16 protein-coding genes are annotated in these 14547 nt (G+C 72.5%); 6 read left to right on the forward strand and 10 right to left on the reverse strand.

Annotation, left to right across the window (positions count from 1 at the left end; translation table 11 throughout):
• Window positions 1–27 precede the first annotated feature (27 nt).
• The 6 genes from Aru02nite_RS25615 to Aru02nite_RS25640 form a co-directional block, all read right to left on the reverse strand.
• Window positions 28–1080 (reverse strand): LacI family DNA-binding transcriptional regulator, encoded by a 1053-nt coding sequence (locus Aru02nite_RS25615; protein WP_203662089.1) that lies wholly within the window; start codon window positions 1078–1080, stop codon window positions 28–30.
• Between the two features lie 15 nt (window positions 1081–1095).
• Window positions 1096–1440, reverse strand: coding sequence for a hypothetical protein (locus Aru02nite_RS25620; RefSeq protein WP_203662091.1), 345 nt, complete (start codon window positions 1438–1440; stop codon window positions 1096–1098).
• 5 nt (window positions 1441–1445) lie between these two features.
• Window positions 1446–2408 (reverse strand): DUF6772 family protein, encoded by a 963-nt coding sequence (locus Aru02nite_RS25625; RefSeq protein ID WP_203662093.1) that lies wholly within the window; start codon window positions 2406–2408, stop codon window positions 1446–1448.
• A 151-nt stretch (window positions 2409–2559) separates the two neighbouring features.
• The gene (locus Aru02nite_RS25630; RefSeq protein WP_203662095.1) at window positions 2560–4059 is read right to left on the reverse strand and encodes an ABC transporter substrate-binding protein; all 1500 of its coding nucleotides are present in this window, start codon (window positions 4057–4059) and stop codon (window positions 2560–2562) included.
• Complete coding sequence (locus tag Aru02nite_RS25635) at window positions 4056–4862, reverse strand: endonuclease/exonuclease/phosphatase family protein (RefSeq protein WP_203662096.1); 807 nt, start codon at window positions 4860–4862, stop codon at window positions 4056–4058. Before Aru02nite_RS25635 ends, Aru02nite_RS25630 begins: the two co-directional genes overlap by 4 nt.
• Window positions 4859–5527 (reverse strand): histidine phosphatase family protein, encoded by a 669-nt coding sequence (locus Aru02nite_RS25640; protein WP_203662098.1) that lies wholly within the window; start codon window positions 5525–5527, stop codon window positions 4859–4861. The genes Aru02nite_RS25635 and Aru02nite_RS25640 overlap by 4 nt, the downstream gene beginning before the upstream one ends.
• Before the next feature lie 336 nt (window positions 5528–5863).
• Here Aru02nite_RS25640 and Aru02nite_RS25645 point away from each other — a divergent pair, with 336 nt between their 5' ends.
• The 5 genes from Aru02nite_RS25645 to Aru02nite_RS25665 are packed head-to-tail and all read left to right on the forward strand — an operon-like array spanning window position 5864 to window position 10323.
• The gene (locus Aru02nite_RS25645) at window positions 5864–6559 is read left to right on the forward strand and encodes an IclR family transcriptional regulator (protein ID WP_203662100.1); all 696 of its coding nucleotides are present in this window, start codon (window positions 5864–5866) and stop codon (window positions 6557–6559) included.
• Complete coding sequence (locus Aru02nite_RS25650; RefSeq protein ID WP_203662102.1) at window positions 6559–7488, forward strand: ABC transporter permease; 930 nt, start codon at window positions 6559–6561, stop codon at window positions 7486–7488. Before Aru02nite_RS25645 ends, Aru02nite_RS25650 begins: the two co-directional genes overlap by 1 nt.
• The gene (locus Aru02nite_RS25655; protein ID WP_203662104.1) at window positions 7485–8363 is read left to right on the forward strand and encodes an ABC transporter permease; all 879 of its coding nucleotides are present in this window, start codon (window positions 7485–7487) and stop codon (window positions 8361–8363) included. The genes Aru02nite_RS25650 and Aru02nite_RS25655 overlap by 4 nt, the downstream gene beginning before the upstream one ends.
• Entirely contained in the window at window positions 8255–9337 is a 1083-nt protein-coding gene (locus Aru02nite_RS25660) for an ABC transporter ATP-binding protein (protein WP_373324978.1), read from the forward strand. The genes Aru02nite_RS25655 and Aru02nite_RS25660 overlap by 109 nt, the downstream gene beginning before the upstream one ends.
• Window positions 9334–10323 carry an ABC transporter ATP-binding protein gene (locus tag Aru02nite_RS25665; RefSeq protein WP_203662108.1) on the forward strand — a complete coding sequence of 330 codons (990 nt, stop codon included), beginning with the start codon at window positions 9334–9336 and terminating at the stop codon, window positions 10321–10323. Before Aru02nite_RS25660 ends, Aru02nite_RS25665 begins: the two co-directional genes overlap by 4 nt.
• A 161-nt stretch (window positions 10324–10484) precedes the next feature.
• Here the strand turns inward: Aru02nite_RS25665 and Aru02nite_RS25670 are convergent, their stop codons facing one another.
• The gene (locus Aru02nite_RS25670) at window positions 10485–11831 is read right to left on the reverse strand and encodes an MFS transporter (RefSeq protein ID WP_203662110.1); all 1347 of its coding nucleotides are present in this window, start codon (window positions 11829–11831) and stop codon (window positions 10485–10487) included.
• 174 nt (window positions 11832–12005) lie between these two features.
• On the opposite strand from Aru02nite_RS25670, the gene Aru02nite_RS25675 reads away from it, so the two are divergent.
• The gene (locus tag Aru02nite_RS25675) at window positions 12006–12374 is read left to right on the forward strand and encodes a VOC family protein (RefSeq protein WP_203662112.1); all 369 of its coding nucleotides are present in this window, start codon (window positions 12006–12008) and stop codon (window positions 12372–12374) included.
• A gap of 222 nt (window positions 12375–12596) precedes the next feature.
• Here Aru02nite_RS25675 and Aru02nite_RS25680 read toward each other — a convergent pair whose 3' ends face one another.
• The 3 genes from Aru02nite_RS25680 to Aru02nite_RS25690 all read right to left on the reverse strand — a co-directional run bounded on the left by Aru02nite_RS25680 (window position 12597) and on the right by Aru02nite_RS25690 (window position 14450).
• Entirely contained in the window at window positions 12597–12953 is a 357-nt protein-coding gene (locus Aru02nite_RS25680) for an MmcQ/YjbR family DNA-binding protein (RefSeq protein WP_203662114.1), read from the reverse strand.
• The gene (locus Aru02nite_RS25685; protein WP_203662116.1) at window positions 12950–13414 is read right to left on the reverse strand and encodes a 2-thiouracil desulfurase family protein; all 465 of its coding nucleotides are present in this window, start codon (window positions 13412–13414) and stop codon (window positions 12950–12952) included. The genes Aru02nite_RS25680 and Aru02nite_RS25685 overlap by 4 nt, the downstream gene beginning before the upstream one ends.
• A gap of 286 nt (window positions 13415–13700) precedes the next feature.
• Complete coding sequence (locus Aru02nite_RS25690) at window positions 13701–14450, reverse strand: SanA/YdcF family protein (protein WP_203662118.1); 750 nt, start codon at window positions 14448–14450, stop codon at window positions 13701–13703.
• Window positions 14451–14547: the final 97 nt, after the last annotated feature.

The raw sequence follows: 14547 nt of genomic DNA on the forward strand, positions 1-14547 counted from the left end.
CACCACGGCGAAGTACGACGAGTGACCTCACCGGGCCGTGGACGACTCCCGTACGACGAGGGTCGGTGGGATGAGGCGGTGCGTGCGGGAATCCTTGCTGCCACGCAGGAGTACGTCGACGGCGGTGGTGCCCAGCTCTGCCGCGGGCAGCGCCACCGACGACAGCGACGGCGACAGGAACCCCGCGTACGGGTGGTCGCCGTACCCGACGACGAGCAGGTCCTCCGGTACGCGCAGGCCGTGCTCGGCGAGCGCCCGGGTGAGCGCGAGGGCGAAGTAGTCGTTGCCGGCGACGACCGCGTCGGGCAGGGTGCCGCCGTCGATCAGCGCCCGGCTCACCCGGTACGCCTCCTCGGCCTGCCACGGCAGGGTCAGCGAGTCGCGCCGCCGGGTCGGTACCGAGATGATCCGGGCGGTGGCCGGATCCGGTGCCAGCTCGGCGATCGCGCGCCGGTAGCCGGCGGCGCGCTGCCGGATCGTACTGATCGGCAGGTCCTCCTCCAGGGACCAGACGACCCGGGCGCCGGCGCGCAGCACGTGCGCGGTCGCGTCGTACGCCCCGCGCTCGTTGTCGATGCCGACGAAGTCGACGTCCAGCCCGGGCAGGTCGCGGTTCACGAACACCAGGTCGATCCCGGTGCCGAGCAGGCGTTCCCAGTGCGCCGTCTCGGCCTGCACCGGCACCACGATCGCGCAGTCCACGCCGGAGCGGATGAGCGACTCGGCCGCCATCCGCTCCGACTCCGGGCTCTCCTCGCTCGCCAGCAACACCAGCGTGTACCCGAGGGCCCGGCAGCGCAGCTCGATCGCCGAGATGAGCCCCGCGTACAACGGGTTGGAGGGGTTGGTGATGACGAGCCCGACCGTACGGGTGGAGCCGAGTACGAGGGAGCGGGCCTGGGTGTTCGGCACGTAGCCGAGGCGCTCGGCCTCGGCCACGATCCGGTCCCGGGTGGCGGCGTTGATGTCGGCCTTGCCGTTGAGCGCGCGGGACACGGTGTTGACCGAGTAGCCGACGGCGTCGGCGATGTCGGACAACCGGACCCGGCGACGCGGCGCCGGTGCCACGCCTGCGGCCATCGTCAAACCCCCGTGCTATTCCTTGGCGACGAGGTAGATCCGCAGCTTCGGGCCCTCGTCCCCGGCGCCCCGGACCTCGCCGCGCAGCCGTAACCATCCGCCGAACTCGCGGATCCGCCACGTCACCATACCGGCGGTGGCGCCGTCGATCTCACGCGGCGCGGCGTCCTCGGCGTCGGCCCAGGTGAGCCCGTCCGGGGACAGTTGCGTGGTGAGGACCGCGGTGGTGCCGGGCGCGCCGTCGACCACCTGGACGAAGAACCGCGCCTCGCCCGCCCACGCCACCTCGTACGGCTCGGTGGCGAACCCGCCCGTGTACCGTTCGCCGCGCTCCAGCACGGCGGTCTGTGCATGCCGCATGACGCCTACCAATCCACCGAGACGAGTACGGAGTCGAGGTACAGGAAGTTCCGTACGCCGGAGTGGGTGCGCACACTGAAGTAGAAGTTCAGGAGGTTGTCGAGCGAGTCGTACCGCTCGGCGTACGCCGGCACCGGAACGTCCCGCAGGTCCAGAACGTTCGTGTTGACCTGGAGTTCGACGTTGCGCCGGGCCTCGGTGTCGATGACCCAGCGCAGGTAGTGCCAGTTGACCTTGGTCGGTACCTCGTTGAAGCACATGTCCATCGGCTCGGACGCGGCGTGCCAGTCGGCCGGGTCCGGCGCCGTGAAGTCCGCCCCGTACGCCAGCTTCGCCTTGCCCTCCAGGTGTTCCCGCGGCGTCGGCTCCGGCACGACCGGGTACACCCAGCGCCGGTCCAGCTCGTTGTCCACCGTGGTGTTCCGGTACCGCATGACGGTGTGGTAGCGCAGGCCGCCGTCGCCGCAGATGTCGGTGGCCACGGTCAGCGCGCCGAACTGCGCCTCGCTCGGGTGCAGGTTGCCGTCCCAGGTCACCCCGCCGAACGAGTTGTTCGCCGTGTCGGTGCCGAGCGTCGCCTCCGCCTTGTACGTGAAGTACGTTTCGAGCTGTACGAGTCCCTTGCGCGCCATGGTGAGCCGCCGGATCGCCGTGGCCGTGTGCCCGACGTACGGCCGGGTCGCGAGCTTCAACGCGTACGTGCCGGTCAGCGCGCCGTGCGTACCGGTGTCGAAGAAGGTGCAGTTGGACAGCTGCGGCGGCCGGAAGTCCCGCATGTGGTCGTCCACAGTGGACAGGTTGCCGTTGCCGTCGTAGTTGCCGATCAGCTCGGTCCACCCGTTGGTGCCCGTGTTGAAGTCGTCGTACGTCAGGATGCGCGGCAACGGACTGAACCGTGACAGCGCGGGATTCGCGGCCAGCGTCCCGCGCCGGACGGCCTCCCCGGTCTCTCCCAGGTCAACGGACACGCGTGGTTCCTTTCGTTTCGTCTCGTACCGGTCGTGACGCTAGCGCCGCCGGATGTGGCGCGGCAACGGCGGTTGCGCGGGGCGCAATGCCGGAACCGTTGCCGCGCCTGGGATCTCGGTCACGCCGGGGCCGCACCGACCCCGGCGCGCGTCACTCCGCCAGCTTCGCGCCCACGAACGACTGCCGGCCCGCCGGATCCACCGTCAGTCCGCTGATCCCCTTGCGGTACGCGAGGTCGACGGTGAAGTCCGCCGGGAAGATGCCGACCGCGTCGTCCCAGACCAGCTGCGCCGCCTTGCGGTACAAGGAGATCCGCTCGTCGGGGTCGAGCGACGCCTTCGCCGCGGCGAGCGTCCGGTCCAGTTCCTTGTTGCAGTAGCCCATCCGCTTCGCGGCGCAGGTGTAGAGCCGGCCGAGGGTGTAGTCGGCGTCGCCGGTGGCGACCGTGTTGCCCTGGAGGTTCATGTTCCAGTTGAGCTTGTTCAGGTCGTCCAGCCAGACCGACCGCTCCTTCGGCTGCGGCTTGACCTTCACCCCGACCTTCGCCCAGTACGAGATGAACGCCTGCGCCAGCGCGTTCTGCGGGGTGTCGTCGGAGCTGGCCCACTGCATCGTGGTGCTGAAACCCTTGGGGTAGCCGGCTTCCGCGAGCAGCTTCCGCGCCTTCGCCACGTCGTACGGGTACGGCGTCAGCGCGGGCGCGCCGAACACCGGCTGCGGTACGGGCGCCTGCGCGAGCTTCGCGGTCGGACCGTACAGGTCGGACACGACCTGCTTCACGTCCACCGCGTACCAGAGGGCGCGGCGGACGCGCGGGTCGTCGAACGGCTTGCGCGACGCGTTGAACCACACGAACTCGTAGCTGTACCCGGGCGCCGTCGTGTACGTGACGCCGGACAGGTCCTTGACCTGCGACACCGAATCGGCGCCGATCCCGTTCGTCACGTCGACCTCACCGGTGGACAGCGCGGTGATCCGCGCCGACTCCTCCGGGATGTTCAGGTACGTGATCGTCGGCACCGACGGCTTCGCGCCCCAGTACCTGGGATTTCTCTTGAGGACGAGCTGCTTGTCCGGCGACCAGTCCGACACCGTGTACGGCCCGGTCCCCACCGGCTTCTTCCAGTACGCCTCGGTGCCGACCTTGCCCGCCTCGCCGATCGGCAGCAGGCTCATCGTGGCGAGCATGGTCCCGAGCGGCTGCGCGGTGGTGACCGTGACGGTGTGCGCGTCGGTGGCGGTGACCGCCTTGACCGGCTCCCACAGTGGCGCCAGCGAGGCACCCGCCTTGATCATCGCGTTCGCGGACTCGACGACGTCCTGCGCGGTCAGCGCCTTGCCGTCGGAGAAGGTCACCTTGTCCCGCACCGTGAACACCCACGTGGTGTCGTTGCTGCGGCGCCACTTCGTGGCGAGCTTCGGCGCGTAGTCGTTGCCCTGCTTGACGACCAGCGGTTCCAGGACGTGCTGCACGGGGCCCTGCACCGCGGCCTCCGCCGGGTACTGGTCGATGTTCAGCGACACCGGGAACGTGGCCGGCGCGACCTTCAGCCCGCGCCCGGCGTTCTGCGCGGATTCCGTTGCGCCGCAAGCGCTCGCGGTCAGGGCGCCGACGACGACCAGGGCCGCCGCGACTGATCTCTTCCTCACCGTTCGTCCTCTCGTTCTGCGGGAAAGCCGTACGTGCAGAGCACCGGCTTGTGGTCGGACGGCGCGACGCCGTCGGCGAAGTACTCGACGACCTCGGCGCTGCGGGGCCGCAACGGGCCGCGCAGGAACTGCCAGTCGATCGCCTTCTGCGTGATCTGTACTCCCGGCTGCCGTGGCGGCTGCGCCAGCGCCAGCGGGTACACGGGGTGGGTGACGGGGGAGACGGTGCCGAGCCAACCGAACGGCTCCGCGTACCCGGCGTCCTGGAACGTCCACAGTGGACGGGCGTAGTCGTTGACGTCGGAGCAGAACAGGACGGCGTCGTCCGGGCCGGCGAGGTCGGCGAGCGCGGCGACGATCGCGCGGGACTGCGCGACCCGCGGGCTGCGGTCGTCGGCGATCTCGTCCGGATGCCCCGGCCACGTCAGGTGCGCCGTCGCGAACACCAGCTCGGGCGCGCCGGGCCGGCGCAGGCGTACCCAGAAGAGGCGGGCGTGCTCGGATCGGATGCCGACGTCCTCCGCGCCGTGTCCGTTGGTACTGAACAGATCGCGTCGCCACCACAGGTTGCTGCGGGTGGCCCAGCCGGGGAAGTCGTCGTGTACCCGGTCGTGGCCGGGCAGCGCCGCGTCGACCGTGTCCCGGGACACCGGGTGCAGTTCCTGGGTGGCGAGCAGGTCCGGCTGGCGCAGTCGCAGCATCCCGCGCAGGGCCGGCATCCGGTCCGCGACCCGCCACCTCCCCCACAGGTTGTACGTCATCGCCGTGAACGTCAGCGGGGTGCGCCCCGCGCCGTCCGTCATGACACCTCCGTCAGGTGGTCGTCGGTCGCGTACCGGACGAGGCGGCCGGCGGCGACGCTGCCGTCGGTGTCGATCCAGAGCAGGACCTCGGTGAGCGAGCAGTTGCCCGGGTCGGCGAGGACCCGGTGGTCGGGCAGGCCGAGTACCTCGGCGACGAGCGCGCGGACGGGACCGCCGTGCGTGAACGCGAGTACCGAGCGCTCCGTACCGGGTGGGGTGGCGGCGGCCAGTTCGGCGAGCAGGGAACGGATCCGGGCGCGCAGGTCGGTGAAGCGTTCCGCGCCCCCGCGCGGTACGTCCTCGCCGGCGCGGATCCGGGCGATCTCGTCGGCGTGCGCGCGTTCGACCTCGGCGAGCGGCTTCCCGGCCCACGCGCCGCTGTCCAGCTCGCGCAGCCGTACGTCGGTCGTCGCCGCGACCGGGTACGGCAGCGCGGTCTCGACGACCCGGGCGAGGTCGCTCGACAGCACCACGTCGTCGGTACGCCCGGCCAGGTGTGCGGCGGTCGCGGCGGCCTGCCGGTGCCCGAGCACGGTCAGTCCGGGGCCGAGCCAGCCCTGGGCGCGGCGTTCCACGTTCCAGATCGACTGGCCGTGCCGTACGGCGGTGAGGCGGAGCCGGCGCCACACGTCGAGTACCGGATCGTCCACCGACCACGACGCCATCGCGTTCTCCTTCCGGAACGGTTCGGGCAGGGCGCCGGCGGGACGGCGGCGCCGGCGGACGCGTCCGTACCGGTGTCGTGGGCGGGGGTCCGGCGGCGGGTGTCCGCGGGTCGCGCCGCCGTCCGTCCCGTCGGCGGGTCCAAGGTGAACGCGCCGGTACCCGCGGCGACAAGGGCGTTTCGCGATGTGCAACGGGTGCCTTGACACCGGTCGTCGGCGCTGGCTAGCTTGCCCGTGAACGTTACCGGTAACGTTCACGAAACACCTCCGTTCCTCCCCCCAGCCACTGTCGCGGCGTCGCCGGGCGGCCCGCGTACGCCGGACGGAAGTGATCCGATGCAGTCCCTGTCCCGTGGGCTCACGCTGCTGGGCGAACTGGGCCGGCGCGGCCGGCCGATGACCCTCACCGAACTCACCGCCGTCGCCGGCCTGCACAAGAGCACCGTGCACCGGATGCTCGCCGCGTTCGTCGAGCACGGTCTCGTGCAACGCCTCGACGGCAGCCGGTACGCCGTCGGCGTCGGCCTCTACGAACTCGCCGAGTCGGCCCGCGCCGCGTCGACCGGCGCCGCCCGGTGGCCCCGGATCCGCGCCGCGCTCGCCGACCTGGCCCGCGCCACCGGCCAGCCCGCCGGCTTCGCCGTACCCCGCTTCGGCGTACTCGTCCGCTCGCTCGGCGCGGGCGGCGACCCCGCCGACACCGGCGCCGAGGTACCGCTGGTCGGTACCGCGCTGGGCGCCGCGTACCTGGCGTTCCGGCCGCGGCCCGAGGCCGAACGGGTCGCCGCCCGCCACCCCGACGACGGGTACGCGCTGCTGCTCGGACTCGGCCGCACCCGGGCCCGCGGGTACGCGATCGGCGACAGCGTCGCCGCCCCCGTACTCGGGCCCGACGGGCTCGCCACCGCGGCCGTCGAGGTGGCCGTACCGGCGGGGGATCGCCTTGCGGTGCAACGGATCGGGCTCGCCACGGTGGCCTGTGCCCGCCGCGTCGCCGGGCTGCTCGCCACCCCGGCGGAGGTCAGCGCCTGATGCTCGCGTACCTGGTGCGCCGGCTGGCGTACTCCGTCTTCGTACTGTGGGGCGCGGTGACGATCGTGTTCGTCGTGCTGCGCGTCGTACCGGGGGATCCGGCGCTGGTGATCCTCGGGCCGGACGCGGACCGCGCGCAGGTGGCGCAGCTGCGGCACAGCATGGGCCTCGACCAGTCGCTGCCCGTGCAGTACGGGCACTACCTGCTGGACGTGGCGCAGCTGCACTTCGGCACATCCGTACGCCTCGGCGGGGACGCGATGGGGCAGATCCTGCTGCGGCTGCCCGCCACCGCCGAACTCGCGCTCGCCGCCGTCGTCTTCGCCGTCACCGTCGGGATCGGCCTCGGCGTCGCCGCCGCGGCCCGCCCGAACTCCTGGCTGGACCGGCTGATCTCGGTGTTCACGCTGGTCATCCAGTCCACCCCGACGTTCTGGGCCGGCCTGGTACTGCTGCTGGTCTTCGCCCGTCAGCTCCGCGTACTCCCCAGCGAGGGCGCGCACGGCTGGCAGAACGTCGTCCTGCCCGCGGTCACCCTCGGCCTCGGCTTCCTCGCGATGGTCACCCGGCTCACCCGGTCCGGGCTGCTGGAGATCAGCCACGAACCGTACCTGTCGACGGTGCGCGCCAAGGGACTCAGCGAACGCGTCGTCATCTTCCCGCACGCGATGCGCAACGCGCTGATCCCCGTCGTCACCGTCATCGGCCTGTACCTGGGCAGCGTGCTCGGCGGCACCGTCGTGATCGAGACCGTGTTCTCCTGGCCCGGCGCCGGCCGCCTCATCGCCGACTCCATCTCCTACCGCGACTACAACGTGGTACAGGCCGGCGTCATCCTCATCGCCGCGCTGTTCGTCGTCGTCAACCTGGTCGTCGACCTGCTGTACGGCCTCATCGACCCGCGGGTACGGCTCGGAGGTGACCGGTGACCGCCACGCTCGACGCGCCACGCGTTCGCTTGCGTACCAAGGGAAAGCCCGGTGGGGTGCGGATCGTCGGCTCGCTCGCCGTGGTCTGCTGCTACGCGCTGTGCGCGGTGTTCGGGCCGATGCTGTTCCGGTTCGACCCGGTCGCCGTCGACACCCGCAACCGCCTGCTCGCGCCGATGTCGCACACGTCTGCCGGCGACCTGGTCCTGTTCGGTACCGACCAGGTGGGGCAGGACCTGCTGGCGAAGATGATGCAGGGCGCGCGGGTGTCGATGACCATCGGCATCTCGGCGCTGCTGCTGTCCGGCCTGATCGGCCTCGTCTTCGGCGTCCTCGCCGGGTACTTCGGCGGCCCGCTCGACTCGCTGCTGATGCGGCTCGCCGACATCCAGCTCGCGTTCCCCGGCATCCTGCTCGCGATCCTGATCGCCGCCGTACTCGGGCCCAGCGTCACCAACGTGATCGTGGTGCTGTCCGTCTCCGGCTGGGTGACGTTCGCCCGGGTGGTGCGCGGGCAGGTGCTCGCCACGAAACGCCGGGAGTACGTGGACGCGACGCGGACGCTCGGCGCGCGGCACTGGCACATCGTCCGTACCTGCATCCTGCCGGCGTGCCGGGCACCGTTCCTGGTGATCGCCGCGCTGCACATCGGGGACGTGATCCTGGCCGAAGCGGCGCTGTCGTTCCTCGGCCTCGGCACGCCCGTCACCACACCGAGCTGGGGTACGACGATCGCCAGCGGCCGGGACCTGCTCGGTACCGCCTGGTGGATCTCGGCACTGCCCGGCATCGGGCTCGCGGTCCTCGTCGTGGCGTTCGGCGTGCTCGGCGACGCGCTGCGGGATCGCTTCGACCCCAAGCTGGCCGGGAGGTGAGCGGCGTGGAACCGCTGCTGAGCGTACGGGACCTGCGGGTCCGGTTCGGCGCCGTGACCGCCGTCGACGGCGTGTCCTTCGACGTACTGCCCGGCGAGACGGTCGCCGTGGTCGGCGAGTCCGGCAGCGGCAAGAGCGTCACCATGCAGGCCGTGATGGGCCTGCTGCCGCGCGGCGCCGAGGTCACCGGCAGCATCGTGTACGACGGGCGCGACCTGCTCGCCCGCCCGCTCGCCGAGACCCGCAAGCTCTGCGGTACCGAGCTGGCGATGATCTTCCAGGACCCGCTGTCCTCGCTGAACCCGGTGTTCCGCGTCGGCCGCCAGATCGCCGAGTCCCTCGTACGCCGGCGCGGCGCGTCGCGTAAGGAGAGGCGCGCGCACGCCGTCGAGCTGATGCGCCGGGTCGGCATCCCCGATCCGGAACGTCGCGTCGACGAGTTCCCGCACCAGTTCTCGGGCGGGATGCGGCAGCGGGCGATGATCGCGATGGCGCTGTCGCTGGGCCCGCGGCTGCTCATCGCCGACGAGCCGACCACCGCCCTCGACGTCACCGTGCAGGCGCAGATCATGCGGCTGCTCGCCGACCTGCGCCGGGAGACCGGGATGGGACTCGCCCTGATCACCCACGACCTCGGCGTCGTCGCCGGCGTCGCCGACCGCGTCGTCCTCATGTACGCCGGCCGGGTCGTCGAGACCGGCACCACCCGGGAGGTGTACGACCACCGGGCGCACCCGTACACGGAGGGGTTGCTGGCGTCGGTGCCGGACGACGGGGGGCGCGCCGACCGGCTGGTGCCGATCCCCGGTCAACCGCCCAATCCGCTGCGCCCGCCGGGCGGCTGCCCCTTCCACCCCCGCTGCCGGTACGTGGTGGACGACTGCCGCACCGACGCGCCCGTACTCGTCGAGCTGGCCGGGCGGCCCGCCGACCACCGCGCCGCGTGCCACCGGCCCGAGGCGGTGGGCGCGTGACGACCCCCGACCCCCTCCTGTCGGTACGCGAGCTGCGCACCGGGTTCCCCGTCCGCTCCGCCGTACTGCGGCGCACGGTGGGGCGGATCGACGCCGTGGCCGGCGTGTCGTTCGAGCTGCGGGCGGGAGAGACGCTGGGCCTGGTCGGCGAGTCCGGGTCGGGGAAGTCGACGATCGCGCGGACCATCGTCGGGTTGGCGCGCGCCGCGTCCGGCTCGGTCGTGTTCGACGGTACGGACCTGACCGCGGCCGGTCCGGCGGAGCTGCGCCGCCGGCTGCGCGACGTACAGATGATCTTCCAGGATCCGTACGCGTCGCTGAACCCCCGCCGTACCGTGCGCGAGCTGGTCACCGAGGGCTGGCGCATCCACCCCGACCTCGTACCGCGGCGGCGGTGGACGGCCGAACTCGCCGAACTCCTCGAACGGGTCGGGCTCGACCCCGCGCACGCCGACCGCTACCCGCACCAGTTCTCCGGCGGGCAGCGGCAACGGATCGGCATCGCCCGCGCCCTCGCGCTCCGGCCGCGCCTGGTCATCTGCGACGAACCGGTGTCCGCGCTCGACGTGTCGATCCAGGCGCAGGTCCTCAACCTGCTGTCCGACCTGCAACGCGACCTCGGCCTGACGTACCTGTTCATCTCGCACGACCTGGCCGTCGTACGGCACGTCGCCGACCGCGTCGCCGTGCTGTACCTGGGCACGATCGTGGAGGAGGCGGACCGGGACGAGATCTTCACCGCGCCCGCCCACCCGTACACCCGGGCGTTGCTGTCGGCGGTGCCCCGGCTGCGGCCGTGGCGCGACCCCGGCCCCGAGCCGGTACCGCTCGTCGGCGACGTGCCGTCACCCGCGAACCCGCCGTCCGGCTGCCGCTTCCGTACCCGGTGTCCGGTGGCCGAGGACCGGTGCGCCACCGAGGTTCCGGCCCTCGTCGTACGCGGTGGGCATCCGGTCGCGTGCCACCTCGCGGGGGTGCCCGTCTAGGGCGTGTCTGCACAGGTTCGGTCGAGCGAGCCGGAGTCCGTTCGTTGTCTCGCAAGGCGGAGGTGCGAGTGCATACCGGTGTCGTATGCGCTCGTGCCGACAACGCGGCGAGGCGGCGAAGGGGCCCGGCGCAGCCGGCCAGCAACCTGTGCAGACACGCCCTAACCCGGACCCGCCGGTGCGTCGTGGGTGCGCAGCGCGCCGGTGGCCACGGTGACCGCGACGACCGCGGCGGCGACCAGCACGGTGCACGCCGCCGGGTACCGGGACGCCAGCGACGCGGCGTTCAGCAGCGAGCCGAGTACGGCGACGGCGATGAGCGCGCCGCTCTGCCGCAGCGTGTTCTGGAGCCCCGACGCCAGCCCGGACTGCGCCGCCGGTACGTTGCCGATCAGCAGGGAGGTCAGCGCCGAGAACACCATCGTGCTCGACAGCCCGACGAGCAGCAGCCCCACCGCGAGCACCGGGTACGGCCCGGCGGTGGCGAGCACCGCGACGCCCGCCGTACAGCCGAGGAAGCCGGCGAGCAGCATGACCCGGTGACCGGCGCGCGCGGCGAGTGGCCGGTACAGCACGAGCGGCCCGACCGTACTGCCGATCGTCAGGGGCAGCAGGGCGACGCCCGCCCGGGACGGCGACCAGCCGCGGGCCTGCTGGAAGTACAGGGACATCAGGAACAGCACGCCGTAGAACAGGAACCCCATCAGGCCGGCGCTGCCGACCGCCGCGGCACGTACCCGGAGCGCGAAGAATCCGGGCGGCAGCATGGGGTGCGCGCCGCGGGTGGCGGCGACCCGGAACGCCGCGCCCGCGACGACCGCGCCGGCCAGCAGCGCGAGCGTCGTCGGCGCCGTCCAGCCGTGCTGCCCCGCCTCGATCAGGCCGCCGGTCAGCAGCCCCAGCGTCGCCGCGGCGGAGACCGGGCCGTACCAACCGATCCGCCGGGACACTCGCGGCGTCTCCGCGACGCCGGCGCGTACCAGCAGGACGGTGGCGACGCCGACGGGCAGGTTGACGGCGAAGATGGCGCGCCAGCCGACCGCGTCGATCAGGACGCCGCCGACGAGGGGGCCGACCGCCGTGGCGACCGCGCCGGTACCGACCCAGACGACCGTCGCGCGCGCCCGCGCGGTACCCGCCGGGAACAGGTGCGGTACGAGGGCGAGCGTGGCGGGCAGCAGCGCGGCGGCCCCGACCCCCTGGACGATCCGCGCGCCGACCAGTACTCCGGTGCCCGGGGCCACGGCGCACGCCGCCGACGCGAGCGTGAACAGTGTCGTACCGGCGAGCAGGCTGCGCCGCAGCCCCGTACGGTCGCCGAGCGCACCGGCGGACAGCAGCAGCGCCGCCAGCGTCAGCGTGTACGCGTTGAGTACCCACTGCGCGCCGGCCATCGAGGCGCCGAGCCCGCTGCGGATCGCGGGCACGGCGACGTTGAGCACGCTCGCGTCCAGGATGATCGCGAAGTACGCGAGGCACACCCCGGTGAATCCGATTCGCGCCGCCATGGCACCACACATGCTGTTCGGGCAACTGCGGGTATCTGCGGATTCTAGGCGGGACGCGGGCTTGCGGGGACGCGTTCGGCCGACCCCGCACCGTCCACTGTGGACAGTGAACGATCGGCGACCGCAGCGGCTAGAGTCGGCGTACTTGCACGACCTTCAGCGACGGGGGAGACGATGGCGGTAGGACGGTTGCGGGCGGTCGCGGTGGACTGCGCCGACCCGGTGGCACTGGCCGACTTCTGGGTACGCGTCGCCGGCGCCGAGACCGTGTTCTCGTCGCCGCAGTTCGTCGCGTTGAACGCGGGCGGCATGTGGGTGACGCTCGTCCGGGTCGCCGAGTACGCGCCGCCGACCTGGCCGGACGGCGACCGGCCCAAGCAGTTCCACTTCGACCTGTCGGTCGACGACCTCGACGCCGCCGAGGCGGAGGCCGTGGCACTCGGCGCGGTGAAGGCCGCCGAGCAGCCCGCGCCCGACCGGTGGCGCGTCTTCCTCGACCCGGCCGGGCACCCGTTCTGCCTGTCCACCCAGATCCCCGACTGAGCGGATCCCCGACTGAGTGGATCCCCGACTGAGCGGATCCGTTGCGGCGCAAGCGTTCTAGGGCGTGTCTGCACAGGTTGCTGGCCGGCTGCGCCGGGCCCCTTCGCCGCCTCGCCGCGTTGTCGGCACGAGCGCATACGACACCGGTATGCACTCGCACCTCCGCCTTGCGAGACAACGAACGGACTCCGGCTCGCTCGACCGAACCTGTGCAGGCACGCCCTAGTCGAGGAGCCGGGACAGCCGCTTCGGCGCGACCAGCCGGTACGACTCGGTCACCCAGTCGGTGCACACCGCGACCGGCGGCGTGTCCGGGCCGATCGACACGGTGACCCAGCCGGCCCGACCCAGCCCGTACCCGGTGGGTCGGGTGCACGGCAGCGACAGCGCCTGGTCGTGCGACTCGGCGAGCTTGACGGTGAAGCCGTACCGGTCGTCGTCCGGCTCGTCGACGCCGAGGAACACGAACACCTTCCGGTTCACCTTGGCGACGACCTCACCCCACGGCAGGTCCTCGTACGCCTCGGGCAGGTCCAGCGCGAACGCCCGGATCCGCCCCCGTACGGTCGCGGGCCTCATCCGGACTCCCCGGCGTGCCGTTCCGCCGGCTCCACCGCGATGCCGTGCCGGGACAGCAGCGCCGCGGTCACCCCGGCGCCGGGTACCAGCCGCCCACCGAACGACCCGTCGTACCGTCGGGTCGCGCCGCACGACGGGCTGCGCTCGTGCAGGACCGCGCGGGTGGCACCGACCGCGCGGGCGACCGCGAGCGCCCGCCGCGCACCGGCCAGGTACTCGGCGGTCACGTCGGTGCCGGCGTCGTCCACGACCCGGGCCGTGCCGTCGAGTACGGCGGTGCCGTCGCCGGTGGTCTCGGCGGGGCGTCGCGGGGTGGCGAGCCCACCGAGCAGCTCCGGGCAGACCGGTACGGCGTGCCCCGCGTCCACGGCGTCCCGTACGGCCGGGTCGGTGGCCGCGCGGCCGTCGTACCGGCAGCGGGCGCCGGCCAGGCAGGCGCTGACGAGTACCGGAGAGTCCATGGGATGCAGCCTAAACGGCGGGCCGGCGCCGCGCGGGCGGGCACTCGCGGAACCGGACTGTTGAGCCGAATGCGCGCCCGCGGCTGGTGCCCCGAGGCCCGGACCCGGTGAACCGCAACTGACACCGAGCAACTATCTGGTTGCGTTTTGTGATTAGGGTCGCACGGGCGCGACCTGTCCGCCGTCCGACTCGTTCTACCCGGCGTACCCAGACTTTGTTCCCCCGCCACGAGATGCCCCCGACCGGGCCCCCGGTCGGGGGCATCTCATTGCCCGTCCGGTCGGCTCAGCCCCGGACCGCGCGCTCCACACCCGGCTCGTGCCGCCCCAGGTACTGCGGATCCGGCCGGACCGCCATGTCGTACACCGCCTTGACGTCGGCGAGCTGGTCGCGCGACCAGTTCCGCGGGTACACGTCGGTCTGGTGCATGGACGTGTCGCCGACGCCGTCCGCGTCGATGCCGACCGAACGGCACAGGGAGACCGCCCGCGGGATGTGGAAGTCCTGCGACACCAGCAGAGCCCGGCGTACGCCGAAGATGCGCCTCGCCCGCGCGCACGACTGGTACGTGTCGAAGCCCGCGTAGTCCGGCACCACCTTCGACCGCGGTACGCCGTGCGCGACCAGCCACGCGCGCATCGTGTCCGGCTCGTCGTACGTCCAGCGGCCGTGGTCGCCGGTGACGAGCACCGCGCGCACCTTGCCCGCCCGGTACAGGTCGAGGGCGATCGTCAGGCGGCCGACGACGAACGGGGACGGGCGGCCGTCGGGGTAGATCTCCGCGCCGAACACCACCGCAACCGGGGCGGACGGCGCGGACTCCGCCGAGTAGTACAGGTGGCCGTGGGAGGTGGTGCGGACCGCGGCGACCGAACCGCCGACCACCACCGTGCACGCCAGCACGCCGGCGCCGCACACCGCGACGAGCCGGCGCGGGCGCACCCACCGGCGTACCGGGGCCGGGAGTCGGTCGAGCGCGCCGGACAGCCGCGAACGGAGCAGGGACACCCGGGACGTCCCACCGGTACCTGTCATGGCACCACTGTGCCGGAACGGTGCCAGTACCGGAAATCCGGCGTGGTGAGAGCCGGCACAGCCGCTGGGGTGTCACCCGGAACCGGTCGTACCATGG

Origin of the sequence: Actinocatenispora rupis (genome assembly GCF_016861975.1) — a bacterium.
Lineage (GTDB): Bacteria > Actinomycetota > Actinomycetes > Mycobacteriales > Micromonosporaceae > Actinocatenispora > Actinocatenispora rupis.